General features: G+C 68.7%; 15 protein-coding genes and 1 riboswitch. Of the genes, 9 read left to right on the top strand and 6 right to left on the bottom strand.

Annotation, left to right across the window (positions count from 1 at the left end; translation table 11 throughout):
- Positions 1-74: 74 nt before the first annotated feature.
- Positions 75-322: riboswitch (cobalamin riboswitch) on the bottom strand.
- Positions 323-358: 36 nt separating this feature from the next.
- From V7Z54_RS02525 to V7Z54_RS02515, 3 genes are all read left to right on the top strand, one after another.
- Complete coding sequence (locus V7Z54_RS02525) at positions 359-568, top strand: DUF904 domain-containing protein (protein ID WP_334134125.1); 210 nt, start codon at positions 359-361, stop codon at positions 566-568.
- 11 nt (positions 569-579) lie between these two features.
- Entirely contained in the window at positions 580-942 is a 363-nt protein-coding gene (locus V7Z54_RS02520; RefSeq protein ID WP_443082411.1) for a cell division protein ZapA, read from the top strand.
- Between the two features lie 451 nt (positions 943-1393).
- Positions 1394-2209, top strand: a complete 816-nt coding sequence (locus V7Z54_RS02515; RefSeq protein WP_334134123.1) for a sulfite exporter TauE/SafE family protein — start codon at positions 1394-1396, stop codon at positions 2207-2209.
- Here the strand turns inward: V7Z54_RS02515 and rraA are convergent.
- Positions 2188-2691: a ribonuclease E activity regulator RraA gene (rraA, locus tag V7Z54_RS02510; protein WP_334134122.1), complete on the bottom strand. Its 504-nt coding sequence runs from the start codon at positions 2689-2691 to the stop codon at positions 2188-2190. The two genes, V7Z54_RS02515 and rraA, sit on opposite strands and share 22 nt — an antisense overlap.
- A 345-nt stretch (positions 2692-3036) precedes the next feature.
- Here rraA and V7Z54_RS02505 point away from each other — a divergent pair, with 345 nt between their 5' ends.
- Positions 3037-3372: an SWIB/MDM2 domain-containing protein gene (locus tag V7Z54_RS02505; protein ID WP_334134121.1), complete on the top strand. Its 336-nt coding sequence runs from the start codon at positions 3037-3039 to the stop codon at positions 3370-3372.
- Positions 3373-3656: 284 nt separating this feature from the next.
- On the opposite strand, the gene V7Z54_RS02500 is transcribed toward V7Z54_RS02505, so the two are convergent.
- The 4 genes from V7Z54_RS02500 to V7Z54_RS02485 all read right to left on the bottom strand — a co-directional run bounded on the left by V7Z54_RS02500 (position 3657) and on the right by V7Z54_RS02485 (position 7541).
- Positions 3657-4835, bottom strand: coding sequence for a branched-chain amino acid ABC transporter substrate-binding protein (locus tag V7Z54_RS02500; protein WP_443082410.1), 1179 nt, complete (start codon positions 4833-4835; stop codon positions 3657-3659).
- 190 nt (positions 4836-5025) lie between these two features.
- The gene (locus V7Z54_RS02495) at positions 5026-5262 is read right to left on the bottom strand and encodes a hypothetical protein (protein ID WP_334134119.1); all 237 of its coding nucleotides are present in this window, start codon (positions 5260-5262) and stop codon (positions 5026-5028) included.
- A gap of 272 nt (positions 5263-5534) precedes the next feature.
- Positions 5535-6011 (bottom strand): DNA polymerase III subunit chi, encoded by a 477-nt coding sequence (locus V7Z54_RS02490; RefSeq protein WP_334134117.1) that lies wholly within the window; start codon positions 6009-6011, stop codon positions 5535-5537.
- 15 nt (positions 6012-6026) lie between these two features.
- Positions 6027-7541 carry a leucyl aminopeptidase gene (locus V7Z54_RS02485; protein ID WP_334134115.1) on the bottom strand — a complete coding sequence of 505 codons (1515 nt, stop codon included), beginning with the start codon at positions 7539-7541 and terminating at the stop codon, positions 6027-6029.
- Between the two features lie 30 nt (positions 7542-7571).
- Between V7Z54_RS02485 and lptF the strand changes: the two genes are divergently transcribed.
- The 4 genes from lptF (at position 7572) to V7Z54_RS02465 (ending at position 12035) form a co-directional block, all read left to right on the top strand.
- Positions 7572-8687 (top strand): LPS export ABC transporter permease LptF, encoded by a 1116-nt coding sequence (lptF, locus tag V7Z54_RS02480; protein ID WP_334134113.1) that lies wholly within the window; start codon positions 7572-7574, stop codon positions 8685-8687.
- Positions 8684-9793, top strand: a complete 1110-nt coding sequence (gene lptG / locus V7Z54_RS02475) for an LPS export ABC transporter permease LptG (RefSeq protein WP_334134111.1) — start codon at positions 8684-8686, stop codon at positions 9791-9793. The genes lptF and lptG overlap by 4 nt, the downstream gene beginning before the upstream one ends.
- A gap of 27 nt (positions 9794-9820) precedes the next feature.
- On the top strand, positions 9821-10765 hold the full coding sequence (locus V7Z54_RS02470; protein ID WP_334134109.1) for a CysB family HTH-type transcriptional regulator: 945 nt from the start codon (positions 9821-9823) through the stop codon (positions 10763-10765).
- Positions 10766-10832: 67 nt separating this feature from the next.
- The gene (locus V7Z54_RS02465; RefSeq protein ID WP_334134108.1) at positions 10833-12035 is read left to right on the top strand and encodes a pyridoxal phosphate-dependent aminotransferase; all 1203 of its coding nucleotides are present in this window, start codon (positions 10833-10835) and stop codon (positions 12033-12035) included.
- A 51-nt stretch (positions 12036-12086) separates the two neighbouring features.
- On the opposite strand, the gene hrpA is transcribed toward V7Z54_RS02465, so the two are convergent.
- Positions 12087-16181, bottom strand: a complete 4095-nt coding sequence (gene hrpA / locus V7Z54_RS02460; RefSeq protein WP_334134106.1) for an ATP-dependent RNA helicase HrpA — start codon at positions 16179-16181, stop codon at positions 12087-12089.
- 77 nt (positions 16182-16258) lie between these two features.
- Here hrpA and argA point away from each other — a divergent pair, with 77 nt between their 5' ends.
- Complete coding sequence (gene argA / locus V7Z54_RS02455; protein WP_334134104.1) at positions 16259-17608, top strand: amino-acid N-acetyltransferase; 1350 nt, start codon at positions 16259-16261, stop codon at positions 17606-17608.
- Positions 17609-17778: the final 170 nt, after the last annotated feature.

Below are 17778 nucleotides of genomic sequence, written 5' to 3'. Positions count from 1 at the left end.
TGGTATGCCACGAACGATCGTGTCCCCACCGCCTTCCCCGACGGTGTCTGGACGTCACGGCCGACCGGCTGCACCGCTCGGCCACCCCGTTGGCCGGTATCCGGGCTGGTGGAGGCAACCTTCGCCGCCTTCCCAGAGACACGCAAGCCTCCAGTGGCGATGTGGGCGAAAGCGGGGCCACCGCCAAGCGGCCCGTCCACTTACCGTTGCGGGGGCAGCGCTGGTTAGGCATCGGGCGCGTACGGCGCGACACCCCCCAGCTTCCCGTTTAACTGCGGCGCACCGAGCGCGCACCGCGAGCACCAACGTGCTCTCATTGTAGAGCAATCGCTTGCGCGGACCCTACAATGCGGGGGTCATGACGCCGGCGATCATCGAACAACTGACCCAGCGGGTCGAACGGCTGCTGCTGCGACACGAGGAGCTGCTGCGCACCCAGGCGCTGCTGCAGGCCGAAGTGGCGCGGCTGCGGCAGGAACGCGACCAGCTACTGGCCCAGTGCACCAGCGCCCGGCAGCGGCTCGACGCGCTAATCGCCCGGCTGGAGACGGCGGAGGATGGCCCATGAACAAACCCGCGATCAAGCAGGTCGAGGTGCAGATCATGAGCCAGACTTATCTGCTGGCCTGCCCGGTGGACGGCGAAGAGGCCTTGCGCGAAGCGGTGGCCAAGGTCGATGCCGCGATGTGCCGCATCCGCGATGCCGGCAAGGTCAAGGCGCGCGACCGCATCGCCGTGCTCGCGGCGCTCAACATCGCCTTCGAAGCCTCACAGCGCGATCCCGCGCTGGCCTTTCGCCATTCCTCGTTCGGCACCCCGGAGGGCGCCGATGGCGCGGGCGCGCAAGCCTCCCCGGCGGGTCAGACCGCGGTGGACGACGCCCTGCGCACCCTGATCGCCCGCATCGATGCGGCGCTGGCAGCGGACGACCGGCTGCTGTGACCGCACGGCCCGGGATGAGACCGGGGGAACGGGTCCATCGGCCCCGGCAGCGCCGTATTCGGGCGTACCACAATCAGGCGTACAATGGAGCCGTCTGCCAACCGCCGGGCTTTACATTCCTTGAACCAATGCTCCTAGAGCCCGGGCTTGGTACATCGCGCAGTGGGCGCGATCGTCTCGCGTCAGACGAACCCGAAGCTGCGCTGCCCTCGCCCACCTGAACCTGCGCGTTCAGGATGCCGGCCCGCGGTTCGGCAGACACCCTTTCCCCCCCCCAACCCCGATGCGCCGCGCCGCCCGTCTGCTTAGCTCGCACCCTGTTCGCTGCAGGACGGGGGCGCTCCCCGGTCGGGGCAGTCAATGGGCGAAGAGCGCGTGGCGGCTGCGGCAAGGCCGGCCGCAGCATCGGTCACCCGCCGGTATCGGGACCGGGTGACCGTCACCGACCGCCATGCTCGATCCCCTGTTGTTCGTCGAACTAGCCGGCATCGGCCTCATCACCGGCTTTCTGGCTGGTCTGCTGGGCATCGGTGGCGGCATGATGCTGGTGCCGGTGATCACTTTCGTGCTGGATGCCCGCGCCATCGCGCCCGATCTGGCGGTCAAAATGGCCATCGCCACCTCGATGGCAACGATCGTCTTCACCTCCATCTCCAGTGTGCGCGCCCATCACCGGCGCGGTGCCGTGCGCTGGGATCTGGTAGCGCGACTGACCCCGGGCATCGTACTCGGAGCGGCGCTGGCCAGCGGCGGCATCTTCCGCTGGCTGCAGGGGCGGTGGTTGGCGCTGCTGTTCGGCATCTTCATCGGCTTGACCGCGCTGCAGATGCTGCGCCGGGCACGGGTTGCGGCATCGACCCGCACGCTGCCGAGCACGGCAGGCCTGGTGGGTGCCGGCGGCGTGATCGGCTTCGCATCCGGCTTGGTGGGCGCCGGCGGCGGTTTTCTGAGCGTGCCGTTCATGACGGCGCACCGGGTGCCGATGCACCAGGCGGTGGCCACCAGCGCCGCCCTCGGCTTGCCGATCGCGCTGGCCAATGTACTCGGCTACATCTGGGCCGGCGCCGATGTGGCCGGTCGTCCGGCCGGGTCACTCGGTTATGTGTTTGCGCCCGCGCTGGTGGCGGTGGCCAGCAGCAGCGTGCTGGCGGCCCCGCTGGGTGTGCGGGCTGCCCACGCGCTGCCGGTGCCCACCCTCAAGCGCGTGTTCGCCGTGGCGTTGCTGGGGGTAGCCGCTGCCATGATTTATCGCGCGTGGAGCGGCTGAGCGGCCACCACCACCCCGTCCGCATCGCCATACAGCCAGTCTCCCGGGCGCACCCACACCCCCTGAATCTGGACCGCGACATCCCTGAGGCCCTGCCCACGCTTGTCGGTTGGCAGCGGCATGACCGCCAGCGCCAGAATCCCCACCGGTGCCGCCGCCAGCTCGGCCACATCGCGCACGCAGCCATCGACCAGCACCCCGGCCCAACCGTTGCGGGCAGCGGCCGCCGCCAGGTTGCCGCCCAGCAGGGCGCGGCGCAACGAGGCGCCGCCGTCAACCACCAGCACCCGGCCGGCGCCAGGCTCGTCGAGCGCGGCCTTGACGAGCGAGTTGTCCTCATGGCACTTGACCGTGCTCACCGGACCGGCAAACACCCCGCGCCCCCCAAAAGAACGCCACACCGGGGGTAAGACCCGAAAGGCACCACTGTCATCGCCCTTGTGGGCATCACACAGGTCACAGGTGGAAAAAACGAAGGCCATGGCCGGGCAGCAGACAATAGGCGTGTAGACGATCGACTGGAAACCCCAAGCGGCACCGTAAACGCCACTGCGACAGCGCATGGCTGCCGGCACCGCTGGCACCCGCGATGATAGACGAGCCTGACGGACGCGGCGCCGCAGTGAAGCGCAGCGACGCGGCAGCGAAGGCCGGGCGTCTGCGGCGCGCAACGCGGGCCGGCCCCACGATGCGGGAAAACCCGCCTGCGACACACAAACCCGTACACCCATCTGGAAAAAGGCGGGCTTTGGGGTTACGATGCGGGCAACCATGCGAGCGCTGCGCGCGCTCCGTGGCGAGCTTGCAACCAACCAAAGGAAGATTTCATGGCCACTGCAAAGAAAGCTGCCACCACCAAGGCCGCGCCCGCGGCCAAGTCCGCCAAGTCGGCTGCCCCGGCTGCTGCCCCCAAGCGCACGCCGAACGCGGCGTTCATGAAGCCGTTGACGCCGAGCGCGGAACTTGCCGCCATCGTCGGCGCTAAGCCGCTGCCGCGCACCGAGGTGACCAAGAAGGTGTGGGAATACATCAAGAAGAACAAGTTGCAGGACGCCACCAACAAGCGCATGATCAATGCCGACGCCAAGCTCAAGGCCGTGCTGAAAAAGGCCCAGGTGTCGATGTTCGAGATGACGAAGATCATCAGCAGCCACCTGTCCTGAACGGCGTCTGCCGGTGGCGGCGTCGGTGGCCGATGCGCACAGCCGCGCCACCGGCGCCGGGGCCGCGAAGCCGGCACCCGCCGCCGCACCACCGGCGCCGTACCGCGATCGAAAGCCCCGCCTGCGCGGGGCTTTTTGCTGACTGCGGTGCTGGCCGCGGCGCAGGCTGCGCCTCGGAGACGGCATGCTGGCAACTGCCGAGGGGAACAACGTGCGGTGTGCCTGTTCCGGGCACAAAAAACCCCGCCGCGGCGGGGTTTTCAGGTCGAGGACGCTGTGCCGAATCAGCGGATGACCGCGATTTCGGAGCGCTGGCCACCTTTGTAGGTGTACAGCGTCAGGGCACCGTTCTTGATATCGCCCTTCTCGTCGAACTCGATCAGACCGGTCACGCCCTTGTGGCTGATCGCCTTGAGGGCCGGCAGGTACTTGGCCGGATCGGGCGAGTTGGCGTTCTGCATCGCCTTGACCATCACGTGCACGGCATCGTACACATACGGGGCATAGACCTGCACTTCGGTGCCAAACTTAGCCTTGAAGTCGGCGCGGAACTTGTCCATGGCGGCCTTTTGCTCGCCTTCGACACCGCCAGCTTCCGCGCAGTAGACCTGCTCGTCGGCCATACCGTCACCGGCCAGCTTGGGCAGCTCGCTGGTGCAGATGCCATCTCCACCCATGAACTTGGCGTTGATGCCCAGCTGCTTCATCTGCTTGAGCATCGGGCCGGCCACGGCGTCCATGCCGCCGAAGAACACCACGTCGGGCTTCTTGGCCTTGATCTTGGTGAGGATCGCGTTGAAGTCGGTAGCCTTGTCGTTGGTGAACTCGCGGTCGACCACCTCACCACCGGCGGCCTTGACGCCCTTTTCGAACTCGTCGGCCACACCCTGACCGTACGCGGTACGGTCGTCGATGACGGCCACCTTCTTGGCGCCCAGCTTCTCGATCGCGTACTTGCCCAGCGTGCCACCCAGGTGCGTGTCATCCGCCACCACGCGGAACACGTTGTTGAAGCCCTGACGCGTGTACTTCGGGTTGGTGGCCGACGGCGAAATCTGCGGGATGCCGGCGGCGTTGTACAGCTGCGACGCGGGGATGGTGGTGCCGGAGTTCAGGTGACCGATGACGCCGTGCACCTTGGCATCGATCAGCTTCTGGGCCGCAGCGGTGCCCTGCTTCGGGTCGGCCGCATCATCCTCGGCCAGCAACTCGAACTTCACCGGCTTGCCTTCGAGCTGGATACCGGCAGCGTTGAGCTCCTCGATTGCCATACGGGCGCCGTTTTCGTTGTCTTTGCCCAGGTGAGCGATCGGGCCGCTGGTGGGGCCGACATGGCCGATCTTGACGACTAGCGTCTCGACGGCCGGCCCCTGCGTGGAGGCGGCGGGTTGAGCCTGTTCTTTTTTGCCGCAGGCTGCCACGGCCAGAGCGGCAGCTGCAATGATGGCCAGTTTGTAGTGCATGTGCATGTGAGACCCTTTATCGAAAAGGAAATGACGATGGTTTGCGCAACACGGATTTTTCGCGCAGGGCTTTACGATACACGAAAAATCGCACCCTTTTGCGGAACCTGCATGCCGTAAGGGAATCGGGTATGGGATGTCCCGTACGGATCGGATACTCCCCCTCTTCGGGGCAGGAAAGCGGGCCGCGTCAGTCCGGCCGGCCGCGCAGCGCCTGCACCAGGGCGTCGCGGACGTCGCGCGCCAGTTCCTCGCGCAACGCAGCACCGACGACGCGGGCGGCTTGCGGGCGCTGCCCAAGCCACCACGCCTCGAGTGCCACGGCGACACGAGACTGCAGCGTCGGCAGGACACGATCGAGCACGCGGTCGGCAAGCGCATCGACGTCGTCCGCCGGTCCGCCCGGCAGCTCACCCCTGGCGGCCATGTGCACTGCGGCCGAAAGCTCAGGCCGCACGCCGGAACCTGCCCGCCCTTCGCGAGCAAGGCTGGGCGCCGCATCCGCAGGGGTAGCAGCGCACGGTGCGCCGTCCGCACCGTCGCTGCGTGCAACAGCGGTGGCGGCAGGAGCCACTGCCGGCACACGCTCAGCCGACAATGGCTGCGGGGGGTGCCGTGGGCCCCAGCCACCCTGGGGCGCCGACTCGACCACCTCGGTGAGTGTGGGCACGACGGCAGGCGGCTGGCGGCCGGTCGGACTCATGCGCCCTCTCCCACCGCGGCAGCTCGCGCCGCCCGGTCATGCGCCACGGGCTGCACCCCCATCGCCTGATAGCGACGCCAGCGCTGCCGCGCTGCCTGTCGGTCCGCCTCGTCGTCGGCGACGACCTCGATGACCCGCGCAAACCGGTCGGGCCCGCCCCCGAGAACCGACGGCCACTGCGGTTGTGCGTTGACGAGGACGTGCCGCTCGCCCGCTAGGGCATCACTATCGCGAGCGATGACGATGGGCGAGCGCCGCACCAGCAGTTCGGGGGCATCGCCGGCGCGCACGTGGGGCACGAAGTCGTCGGTCGGCAGCGTCCACAGCGCCTCGTCCAGGCGCGCCCATTCCTGGTCACCGACCACCACCCACACCCGCGCGCGCGCCGCGTACGCCTTGGCCAGCAGCCGGCACAGGTAGGCGCCGCGTGCCGGCCACGCCGGGGGAACGTTCAGATGAAACGCGACGTTCATGCCGACTGTGGGGTGTTACGGACGTCGCGTGGCCGCACGACGCGTGCGCGCAGCGGGCGGTGTGGGCTTCGCTGCCAGCGACGCCGCCTGCTGCTGCAAAAAGCGCACCAGCAGCGGCACGGGCCGCCCGGTGGCCCCTTTTTCCTTGCCACCCGTCCACGCCGTGCCGGCGATATCCAGGTGGGCCCACGCTGTGTCGCCCACGAAGCGCTGCAGGAACTTGGCCGCCGTCACCACCCCCGCCGCGCGACCGCCGACGTTGGCCACGTCGGCAAACGATGTCTTGAGCGCCTCGGCATACTCATCGTCCAGCGGCAGCCGCCAACACGGGTCGCCCACGGCGTCGCCCGCCTGCAGCAGCGCCTGCGCCAGCGCATCGTCGGTGGCAAACAGCCCCGAACGGACGTGCCCGAGCGCAATCACGCAAGCCCCGGTCAGCGTAGCGATGTCGATCATGGCGCTCGGTTGAAAGCGCTGCCGCGCGTACGCCAGCGCGTCGCACAGAATCAGCCGCCCCTCGGCGTCGGTGTTGAGGATTTCGATCGTCTGGCCGCTGAAGCTGCGCACCACGTCGCCGGGCTTGACGGCTCGCCCCCCCGGCATGTTCTCACAGGCGGGGATGAGGCCGACCACATTCAGCGCCGGACGCAGCCGCGCCAGCGCCGCAAAGACGCCCAGCACGCTGGCCGCGCCGCTCATGTCGAACTTCATCTCATCCATCTCGGCGGCGGGCTTGAGCGAAATGCCGCCGGTGTCGAACGTGATGCCCTTGCCCACCAGCGCCACCGGGGCCACGCGCTTGCCCGCGCCGCGGTACTGCAGCACGATGAAGCGCAGCGGCTGTGCCGAACCCTGGGACACCGCCAGCAGCGCGCCCATGCCAAGCTTGGCCACCTCCTTCGGCCCCATCACCTCGACCGCGATGCCGTGCTTTTTCAGCGCTAGTGCGGCCTCGGCCAAATCGGTGGGCGTGGCGTGATTGGCCGGGCGGTTGGCCCACTCGCGCGCCAGCTCCTGGCCGTGCACGATGGCCACCGCCTCGTCGAACGCCGTCTGCACCGCGGCGGCGTCGGCCACACCGACGGCCACGCGCCGCAGGCTGCGTGGTTTGGCCTCGGTGACCGTGGTGGTGTAGCGGTAGCTGACCTGCGCGATAGCCTGCACCGCCGCAGCGACCGCCACCGGCGGCAGCGCCCCCAGCTGCAGCAGCAGGGTCCCCGCGGGGCCACCGGCCTTCAGCGCGGCCCAAGCGCCGGCCACGGCCTGCCGTACTCGCCGCGCACCGCCGTCGCCGCAGCGCACCAGCACCAGGCGGCGCGCGCGCACCCCGGGCAGCCGGTAGGCCGCCACCCACTGGCCGGCGTCGGCGGCCAGATCGCCATCGGCAATGGCCTGCCGTGCCCACAGCGTCAGGGGGTCGGCCAGCGCCGGGTCAGCCCGATCGGCCGCATCGGGCCACAGCAGGATCAGGGCGTCGGCGTCGTGTGACGCCGCGGCATGCGGAGTGAGCGTGCACAGTTCGAAGTCCATAATGCGGGCTGTAGTCAGCAACTGCCGTCGATGTTATTCGAAACCTCGCTCCGCCGCGAACTGGGACGCAGCTTCGGTGCCGCGCTGGTCGTGATGCTCACGGTCGTCATCACCATCACCCTGGTGCGGACACTGGGGCAGGCCAGCCGCGGCGAGGTCGACCCGCAAGCGTTGGTGTTGTTCATGACCTACGGCATTCTCGGGGGCATGGATGTGGTGCTGACGGTGGCGCTGTTCGCCGCCGTGGTGAGCACCCTGTCGCGCTGGTACCGCGACAGCGAGATGGTGATCTGGCACACCAGCGGCGTGGCGCTGTCGCGCTTTGTCGCGCCGGTGGTGCGCTTTGCCTGGCCGATGTGGCTGGCCGTGCTGGTGTTGACGACCGTCGTCGCACCCTGGGCTGCGGCACAGCGCGACAGCCTGCGTGCTCGCTACGAGCAGCGCGGTGACCTGGAGCGCGTCACGCCCGGCGAATTCCAGGAATCGCGCGACGGCCGGCGCGTGCTGTTCGTCGATCGCGAAACCACGCCCACCGCCGAGGGACGCAACGTCTTCGTGGCCAGCACCGAGGCCGACGGCAGCGAAAGCGTCGTGTCGGCTCAACGCGCGCGGCTGCAGGCCGACGACGGTGTGCTCTATCTGGTGCTGGAGGCGGGAGAACGGTTGTGGCGCGGCGTCAGTGACGGCGAGACGGTGCTGCAGTTGAGCCGCTTTCAACATCACTGGGTCCGCCTGCGCGACACCGAGCCCATCGCCGTCGGCGATCTGCGTCTGGGGGCCCGGCCAACTTGGGCGCTGTGGGGCGATCCGGCGCCCGCCAGCGCCGCGGAACTGAGCTGGCGCATTGGCATGGCGTTGTTGGCGATCAATTTGGTTGGCCTTGCGGTGGCGGTGTCGTCGGCCAACCCGCGTGCCGGGCGCAGTGGCAGCCAGCTGTTCATGCTGCTGGCCTTCATCACCTACTACAACATCCTGGGCGCCAGCCGGGCCTGGATCGCTAGCCAGCGCATCGACGCCGGCACCGCGCTGTTGGTGCTGCACGGCGGTGTGGCACTGGCGGCAGCCGTATGGCTGCTGCACCGCGAACACCCCTGGCCCGACCGATGGCGCCTGTGGCGCGCGCGCTTTGCGCAGGTGGCCGCATGAGAACGGTGCGGAGCCTGATTTACGGCGAGGTGCTGGCCGCCGTGGCGTTCGTGTTGCTCGGCTTCGTGGCGCTGTTTGCCTTCTTCGACCTGATCGACGAGCTGCGGGCGCTGGGACGACCGTCGCTGCTGCGCGAAGGACAGCGCTACGGTTGGGCCGAGGCGCTGCTGTTCGTGGGTCTGAGCGTGCCGTCGCGGCTGTACGAGCTGATGCCGATCGCCGTGCTGATCGGCACGGTCTATGCGCTGGCGCGGCTGGCTCAGGGGTCGGAGTTCACCGTTTTGCGCGTCAGCGGCCTGGGCCCGTGGCGCGCACTGCGGCTGGCGCTGGTGCTGGGGGCGTTGTTCACGCTGCTGACGTTTGCGGTAGGTGATTATCTGGCCCCTGCTGCCACCCGCCAGGCGCAGCTGGTCAAGGCCGAGTACCGCGGCGCACTGAGCCTGAGGCAAACCGGTGCCTGGCTGCGCGAGCGTCACGCCGACAGCCACGCGGCAGTCAATGTGCGCGCGGTCGAGCCCGACGGCTCGTTACGCGGGGTGCGGCTGTTCGTGTTTGGCGCCGACGGGCACATCCGCGCTACCGTGCAGGCCGCGCGTGGCCGCATCGATGACACCGCCGGCGTGTGGCGGTTGCACGACGTGCACATCACGCGGCTCGTGGGGACCGAGCAGATCCGGCTGGAGCAGCAGACGCAGTGGGACTGGCCCTCGACGCTAACGCTGGACATGCTGCATGCTGCACTCCTCAAGCCCGAGCGCATGCGCACGCTGGAGCTGTGGCAGTATGTCCGGCATCTGCAGGCCAACAGCCAGTCGGCCCAGCGCTACGAGATCGAGTTCTGGCGCAAGCTCTTCTATCCGCTCAGCTGCCTGGTCATGGTGACGCTGGCCCTGCCGTTTGCCTACCTGCACTTCCGCCAGAGCGGCTTGTCCGCCTACGTGTTCGCCGGTATCCTCATCGGCGTCAGTTTCGTACTGGTCAACGCGGTGTTCGGGCACATCGGCAATCTGCAGGGCTGGTCGCCCTGGCTGGCCGCGGCCGCCCCGTCGGCGCTGTACTGGGCCGTTTCGCTGGCGGTGTTTGCCTGGCGCGTGCTGCGCCGCTGATCCCCGAGCTCCCCACCCTGCCCGACGATGAATTTGCACCAGTTCCGTTTCGTCCAGGAGGCGGTGCGCCGCAACCTCAACCTGACCGAAGCCGCCAAGGCCCTGCACACCTCGCAGCCCGGCGTCTCCAAGGCCATTCTGGAGCTGGAAGACGAGCTGGGCATCGATATCTTCGCACGCCACGGCAAGCGCATCAAACGGCTGACCGAACCCGGGCGCGAGGTGGTGCGCTGCATCGACATCATCTTGCGCGAGGTGCAAAATCTCAAGCGCATCGGGCAGGAGTACGCCGCGCAGGACAGCGGCACGCTGTCGATTGCCACCACGCACACCCAGGCGCGCTACGTGCTGCCGGCCCCGGTGGCGCGCCTGCGCCAGACCTACCCGAAAGTCACCGTCAGCCTGCACCAGGGCGCCCCCGACCAGGTAGCGCGCTGGGTGCTGGAAGACGTGGCCGACATCGGCATCGCCACCGAGTCGCTGACCCAGTATCCCGACCTGGTGACTCTGCCTTGCTACGACTGGCAACACACCCTGGTGCTGCCCCCGGGCCACGCTCTGCTGGCGCTGGAGCGCATCACGCTGGAGGATCTGGCGGCTTACCCGCTCGTCACCTACCACCCCACGTTCACCGGCCGCACGCGCATCGACCAGGCCTTCGCCCAGCGCGGCCTCAATCCCCAGATTGTGCTGGAGGCCATCGATTCCGACGTGATCAAGACCTATGTGCGCCTGGGCATGGGCGTGGGCATCGTGGCCGAAATGGCTGTGCAGGGGGACGAGCGCAGCGCCGATCTGGTGGCGCGTCCGGCCGGTCATCTGTTTGGGCGCAATGTGGCGCGCGTGGCCTTCAAGCGCGGCGCCTATCTGCGCCAGTTCGTGCTGCGCTTTGCCGAATTCCTCAGTGACCGCCTGTCACGCGATCTGATTTTGCGTACGATGGAGGGCGGGGGCCACGATTACCAGCTGTAACGGCGACTGCTCGGTCGCACCCTGCCGCACCGCTGGCCGCCCCCGCCGCCATCCCCGTTGCCCTGCCATGTCCGAGCCAACCTCCGTTGCCACCGCTGCCGATCCGCTTTCAACACCGGCCGTTCGCACTCGGATGCCTGATGTGGGCACCACCATCTTCACCGTCATGTCCGCGCTGGCCCAGCAATGCGGCGCCGTCAACTTGGGCCAAGGGTTTCCCGACTTCGACTGCGATCCGCGGCTGCTGCAGGCCGTCACCAACGCGATGCAGGCGGGGCACAACCAATACCCGCCCATGGCCGGTGTGCCCGCGTTGCGCGCGGCCATCGCCCGCAAGATCGGCATGCAGTACGGACGGCGCTGCGATCCCGACACAGAGATCACCGTCACTGCCGGCGCCACGCAAGCCATCTTCACCGCCATCCTGGCGCTGGTACAGCCCGGTGACGAGGTGATCGTGCTGGAGCCCTGCTACGACAGCTACGTGCCTAACATCGTGCTGGCCGGCGGGCGTGTGGTGCGGGTGCCACTGGACCCGCACACCCTGCGCCCCGACTTCGACCGCATCGCTGCCGCCCTGACGCCGCGCACCCGCGCGCTCATCGTCAATACGCCGCATAACCCCAGCGGCACCATTTGGCACGCCGCGGATTGGCAGCGCCTTGCCGACGTGCTGTCCGGCACCGAGGTCGTCGTCATCAGCGACGAGGTGTACGAGCACATGGTGTTCGACGGCCAGTGGCACCACAGCGCGCTGGCCCATCCGGCACTGGCCGGCCGCAGTGTCGTCGTCAGCAGTTTCGGTAAAACCTTTCACGTCACCGGCTGGAAGGTGGGCTACGCGGTGGCGCCCGCACCGCTGATGGCCGAATTCCGCAAGGTGCACCAGTTCAACGTGTTCACGGTGAACACGCCGATGCAGCACGGGCTGGCGGCGTACATGGGCGACCCGGCACCCTACCAGACCTTGGCCGCCTTCTACCAAGCCAAGCGCGACCGCTTCCGCGCTGGGCTGGCGTGCACCCGCTTTCGCCTGCTGCCGTGCGAAGGCACGTATTTCCAGTGCGTCAGCTACGCCGAGCTAGCCGTGCCCGAGCGCCACCTGTCCGAGGCGGCCTTCTGCGAGTGGCTGACGCGTGAGGTGGGGGTAGCTGCCATCCCGCTGTCGGCGTTTTACGGCAGCCCTACTGAGCAGCAGCGTATCCGCTTCTGTTTTGCCAAACGCGATGACACGCTGCAGGCTGCGCTGGCGCGGCTGGCGCGCCTGTGAACGGACACGTCGCCAGCGCCATTGCGGTGGGCTCACTGGCCGGTGTGCCGTTCACGCTTCGATCTGCGCCCAGGCCTTTTCCAGCCGCTTGATGCTGACCGGATACGGGGTGCGCAACTCCTGCGCAAACAGGCTCACCCGCAACTCCTCCAGCATCCAGCGCAGCATCTGCAGGCGCTCGTCCCACTGCCCCTTGCGCTGCGCCACCAGCCGCCACAAGCGCTGCTCGTGCGGCTGCAGCTGCGCCAGCCGCGCGGCGTCGCGCGCCGGGTCGGTGCGCGCCTTGTCCAGCCGCAGCTGCACCGCCTTCAGATAGCGCGGCAGATGCGCCTGCTGCGCCCACGGGATATCCCGCACGAAACGCTTGCCCAGCAGGCGCTGCAGGTGCTGCTGCTCGTCGGCCACGGCCGCCGCCGGCGCTTTGGCCTCGCGCAGTTTGCGCTGGGCGGCGGCCCACTCGGTCAGTGTCAGGGCCGCCTGGCGCGCCACCTCCTGGGCAATCAGGCCCAGGCGCTGGCGCCCTTCCTGCAGACGCTGCGTAAACTGCTCGCCGTCCTGCGGCAGAGGGTCAGCCAGAAAGGCCCGCTCCAGCGCCAGCTCCAGGATCTGGGTGCGCAGTTCCTCCAGCGTCCCCAGCGGCATGAACAGCACCGCGCTGCGCTGCAAATCGCTCAGCGAGCGCTCCAGCCCCTTGAGGGTGTCGCGCAGCTGCAGCGCAAACAGCCGCCACAGTCCCTGCCGGTGCACGCGCTGCGCCTCCTCCGGCTCGTCAAACACGGTCAGCGTCACGGCGTCGCCAGCATCCTGCAGCGCCGGGTAACCCAACACGGTCTGGCGCCCCTGCCGAATCTCCATCAGCTCCGGCCACGGCCCGAAGTCCCAGCGCGTGTAGCGGGTGGCGGCATCGGGCAGCGGCGCGCGCGGCGCATCGGTGCCGGTGTGCGGCGCCGCCGCAGCGGCTGCAGGCGCCTGCCCACCCATTCGCTGCGCCGCCGCCCCCGCCCGCAGCGCCGGCGCGGCTTGCGCATCAGCACGCGGGCCACCCCTCGCTGCGGTGTTGCGCGGCACCCGTGGGGAGTTGGGCGTCGGCCCAATCCCGTGCGGATTGACCGACTGTCCGCCCGGCGCGGTCCCGGTCGCTGCGGCCGCCGGCGCAGCCTCCCCGCCCGGGATACTGGCGCGCAGCCCCGCCAGCGCCTGAAACGCGCCGCGCGCCTGCGCGCCCCAGGCGGCTTTGAGCGCCGCCAGGTCGCGGCCCATCGCCAACTGACGCCCGTGCTCATCGACGAGCCGGAAGTTCATGCGCAGATGCGGCGGGATGGTCTCCAGCCGGAAATCACTGCGCTGCACCGGCAACCCAGTGCGCTCGCGCACCGCCGCCAGCACCGCCTCCAGCAGGTCGCCCTGCGCCCAGCGCTCGGGCGCCTGCAGCACCTGGGCGATGGCCTGTGCGGTGTCGGGCAACGGCACCAGCCGCGCGCGCGGCTTCTGCGGCAGGCTCTTGAGCAGCGCTTGGACTTTCTCACGCAGCAGGCCCGGCACCAGCCACTCGGCGCGCTGGGCCGACACCTGGTTGAGGGCAAATAGCGGCACATCCACCGTCACGCCGTCGCGCGCATCGCCGGGTTCGTGGTGGTAGTGCGCGCGGCAGTCCACCCCGCCCAGCCGCACCAGCGGCGGGTAGGCGTCGGTGGTGATGCCGGCCGCCTCGTGCCGCATCAGCTCCTCGCGCGTGAGCATCAACAGCCGCGGCTGGGTGCGTGCGGCCGCGCGCCACCAGCGCTCCAGCTCGTGCCCACTGCAGACGTCAGCCGGAATCTGCCGGTCGTAGAAGGCGTAGATGAGCGCCTCATCCACCAGCACATCCTGCCGCCGCGCCTTGTGCTCCAGCGCCTGCACCTCGCGCAGCACGCGCCGGTTGTGCGTCCAAAACGGCAGTCGGGTCTCCCAGGTGTCTTCGGTCAGACCGGCCACCAGAGCTTCGCGGATGAATACCTCGCGGGCGGCCACCGGATCGACGCGCGCGTACGCCACACGACGCTGGCTGTACACGGTCAGGCCGTAGAGCGTGCCGCGCTCGTAGGCCACCGCTTCGGCGCTGCGCTTTTCCCAGTGGGGGTCGCCCACCAGCCGCCGGATCAGATGCGCGCCCACTTCCTCGATCCACTGCGGCTCGATGGTGGCGATGCCGCGCGCAAACAGCCGTGAGGTCTCCACCAGTTCGGCGCACAGCACCCAGCGCCCTGGGCGCTTTTTCAGGCGGGCGCCCGGATGTGGGACAAATTTGATGCCGCGCGCGCCCAGATAGACATCTTCGGTGTCGTGCCTGCAGCCAACGTTGCCCAGCAGCCCTGCCAGCAGACTCAGGTGGATCTGCTCGTAAGTGGCAGGCTGCGTGTTGGGCTTCCAGCCGTGCTCGGCCGCTACAGTGTGCAGCTGCTGGTGGATGTCACGCCACTCACGCACGCGCCGCACGTGGATGAAGCGCTCGCGCAGCAGCGCTTCATACTGGCGGTTGGACAGGCGGTGCGTCGGGGCCTCACCGGCAGCGTGCACCCCGCCGCGCGCCTTATCCAGCCAGTCCCACAGTTTCAGGATGCCAACGAATTCGCTGCGCTCGTCGTCGAACGCGGCGTGCGCCTGGTCGGCCTTGGCCTGCGCCTCTAGCGGGCGCTCGCGCACGTCTTGCACACTCAGCGCACTGGCAATCACCAGCACCTCGGCCAGTGCGCCGCGGTCGCGCGCGGCCAAAATCATGCGGCCCACGCGCGGGTCCAGCGGCAGCCGTGCTAGCTCGCGCCCCACGTCGGTCAGCGCCTGCTGCTCGTCCAGCGCCCCCAGCTCCTGCAGCAGCTGCACCCCGTCGGCAATCGCCCGCCGCGACGGCGGATCGACGAACGGAAAGGCCTCGACGTCGCCCAGCCCCAGCGCTTTCATGCGCAGAATCACGCCCGCCAACGACGAGCGCAGGATCTCGGGGTCGGTGTAGCGCGGTCGCTGGGCAAAATCGCGCTCGTCATAGAGTCGGATGCAGATGCCTTCGGCCACACGGCCACAGCGGCCGGCGCGCTGGTTGGCTGCCGCCTGGCTGATCGGCTCCACCAGCAGCTGCTCCACTTTGCTGCGCAAGCTGTAGCGCTTGATGCGCGCCAAACCGGAATCGATCACATAACGGATGCCCGGCACCGTCAGCGACGTCTCGGCCACGTTGGTGGCCAGCACGATGCGCCGCCGTCCGCTGGGGTGAAATATCCGGTTTTGCTCCGCTGCGCTCAGGCGCGCGTACAGCGGCAGCACCTCGGTGTCACGCAACAGCGGCTGGCGGGCCAGATGGCGGCGCAGATGATCGGCCGCTTCCCGGATCTCGCGCTCACCCGGCAGAAACACCAAAATGTCGCCGGCCTGCGCCCCGCCGCGCCACAGCTCATCCACCGCCGCGGCAATGGCGTCGTTGAGCCCGAAATCGCGGCTTTCCTCGAACGGGCGCCAGCGGATCTCCACCGGATAGGTGCGCCCGCTGACTTCGATGATGGGGGCCGGTCCAGCAGCGCCAGCAAAGTGCTGGGCCAAGCGCTGCGCATCCAGCGTGGCCGAGGTGATGATCACCTTCAGATCCGGCCGGCGCGGCAGCAGCTGCTTAAGATACCCGAGCAAAAAGTCGATGTTGAGACTGCGCTCGTGCGCCTCGTCGATGATGAGCGTGTCGTAAGCGCGCAACAACGGATCGCGCTGAGTCTCAGCCAGCAGAATACCGTCGGTCATCAGCTTGATCGCCGCGCCCGGCTGCAGGCGGTCGTGAAAACGGATCTGGTAGCCCACCAGCGCGCCCAGCGCGGTTTGCGTCTCCTCGGCGATGCGCGCCGCCACCGCCGTGGCCGCCAGCCGACGCGGCTGGGTGTGGCCGATGAGCGGGCGTCGCCGCCCCGGTTGCGGCTGCCAATGCAAACCGCCGCCTCGGCCCAGCGCCAGCGCCATTTTGGGCAGCTGGGTGGTTTTGCCCGAACCGGTTTCGCCGCAGACGATCACAACCGGATGCGCGCGCAGCGCCGCCTCGATGTCGCCACGGCGCGCCGACACCGGAAGCGTCTGTGGAAACTCGATCACCGGCGCGGGAGCCGGCTGATGGCACACTTCGTTCTGTGACATGAGGGCGCGATTATCCCGCTGCCGTCCCCCGGCAGGCCCCTCGCTGTGCTGTTCCTTCCCCGTACGCCATCGCCGCGATGTCCACCGTCTTCAACTTCACCTTTGTGCCGTGGTTTCGGGCCGTGGCGCCCTACATCCACAAGTTCCGGCACCAGACCTTCGTGGTCGGCATTACCGGAGAGGCGATCGCGGCCGGCAAGCTGCCCAGTCTGGTGCAGGACCTGGCGCTCATCCAAAGCATGGGCGTGCGCATCGTGCTGGTGCACGGCTTTCGTCCGCAGGTGGACGAGCAGCTGCGCGCCAAGGGACACACCGCGCGCTTTCACAACGGCATCCGCGTCACCGACGCGGTGACGCTGGACTGTGCGCAGGAGGCGGCCGGCCAGTTGCGCTTCGAAATCGAAGCCGCCTTCAGCATGGGGCTGCCCAATACGCCGATGGCCGGTGCCACGGTGCGCGTGATCTCGGGCAACTTCATCACCGCCCGGCCGGTGGGCATCGTCGACGGCGTCGACTTTCAGCACTCCGGCGTCGTGCGCAAGGTGGACGTCACCGGCATCCAGCGCGCGTTGGACATGGGGGCGCTGGTGCTGCTGTCGCCGTTTGGGTTTTCGCCGACGGGCGAGGCGTTCAACCTCAGCATGGAGGAAGTGGCCACCAGCGTGGCGGTGGCGCTGCGTGCCGACAAGCTGGTCTTCGTCACCGAAGTGCCGGGCATTCGCGCGCGCCCGTTCGATCCGCCCGGCGACGACAACCCGATCGACACCGAGCTGTCGCTGGCCGACGCCGAACGCATTTTGGCCGCCGCACCGCCGCCCGCGCAACCCACCGATCCGGCCTTTTACCTGCAGCACTGCGTGCGCGCCTGCAAGGGAGGCGTGGGACGCAGCCACATCATTCCGTTTGCGGTGGACGGCTCGCTGCTGCTGGAAATCTATGTCCACGACGGCATCGGCACCATGGTGGTGGACGAAAAACTGGAAAATCTGCGCGAGGCCACGCCGGACGATGTGGGCGCGATCCTGCAGCTGATCGAGCCGTATGAACGCGACGGCACGCTGGTCAAGCGCAGCCGCACCGAAATCGAGCGCGACATCGCCAATTACACCATCCTCGAGCACGATGGCGTGATCTTCGGCTGCGCGGCGCTCTACCCTTATCCAGAAGCCCGCACCGGGGAGCTCGCGTCGCTGACGGTATCCCCCAACGCACAGGGGCAGGGCGACGGCGAGCGGCTGCTCAAGCGCATCGAGCAGCGCGCCCGCCTGATGGGGCTGCAGACGTTGTTCGTGCTGACCACGCGCACCATGCACTGGTTCATTAAACGGGGCTTTACACCCGTCTCACCCGACTGGCTGCCCGAGGCGCGCAAGCGCAAGTACAACTGGGACCGGCGCAGTCAGGTGCTGGTCAAGCGGCTGGGGTAACGCCACCCAGGGGTGCGGCTGCCCAACAGGGCGTGATTGCCGCCGCGTTGCGGCGCGGGCCGCCACAGCGACCCGCGGCCGCGGGGCTGCATGCTGCATGGTGCCAGCGGCCCATCCGTACCCGGCGATCCGCCAGCATGACGGTGCTGCACTCAAAACAAACCGCCCGA

Source organism: Tepidimonas sp. (assembly GCF_036824975.1).
Taxonomy (GTDB): domain Bacteria; phylum Pseudomonadota; class Gammaproteobacteria; order Burkholderiales; family Burkholderiaceae_C; genus Tepidimonas.
Note: the sequence above shows the minus strand (reverse complement) of the source record. Positions and strands in the feature narration are given on the sequence as shown.

Coding starts and splice junctions, on each gene's coding strand:
- V7Z54_RS02495 (WP_334134119.1), bottom strand. CDS start 5,262: ATGGCCGCCAGGGGTGAGCTGCCGGGCGGACCGGCGGACGACGTCGAT.
- V7Z54_RS02470 (WP_334134109.1), top strand. CDS start 9,821: ATGAATTTGCACCAGTTCCGTTTCGTCCAGGAGGCGGTGCGCCGCAAC.
- V7Z54_RS02490 (WP_334134117.1), bottom strand. CDS start 6,011: ATGAACGTCGCGTTTCATCTGAACGTTCCCCCGGCGTGGCCGGCACGC.
- V7Z54_RS02465 (WP_334134108.1), top strand. CDS start 10,833: ATGTCCGAGCCAACCTCCGTTGCCACCGCTGCCGATCCGCTTTCAACA.
- lptF (WP_334134113.1), top strand. CDS start 7,572: ATGTTATTCGAAACCTCGCTCCGCCGCGAACTGGGACGCAGCTTCGGT.
- rraA (WP_334134122.1), bottom strand. CDS start 2,691: ATGGCCTTCGTTTTTTCCACCTGTGACCTGTGTGATGCCCACAAGGGC.
- lptG (WP_334134111.1), top strand. CDS start 8,684: ATGAGAACGGTGCGGAGCCTGATTTACGGCGAGGTGCTGGCCGCCGTG.
- V7Z54_RS02525 (WP_334134125.1), top strand. CDS start 359: ATGACGCCGGCGATCATCGAACAACTGACCCAGCGGGTCGAACGGCTG.
- argA (WP_334134104.1), top strand. CDS start 16,259: ATGTCCACCGTCTTCAACTTCACCTTTGTGCCGTGGTTTCGGGCCGTG.
- V7Z54_RS02485 (WP_334134115.1), bottom strand. CDS start 7,541: ATGGACTTCGAACTGTGCACGCTCACTCCGCATGCCGCGGCGTCACAC.
- V7Z54_RS02505 (WP_334134121.1), top strand. CDS start 3,037: ATGGCCACTGCAAAGAAAGCTGCCACCACCAAGGCCGCGCCCGCGGCC.
- V7Z54_RS02500 (WP_443082410.1), bottom strand. CDS start 4,835: ATGCACTACAAACTGGCCATCATTGCAGCTGCCGCTCTGGCCGTGGCA.
- V7Z54_RS02515 (WP_334134123.1), top strand. CDS start 1,394: ATGCTCGATCCCCTGTTGTTCGTCGAACTAGCCGGCATCGGCCTCATC.
- hrpA (WP_334134106.1), bottom strand. CDS start 16,181: ATGTCACAGAACGAAGTGTGCCATCAGCCGGCTCCCGCGCCGGTGATC.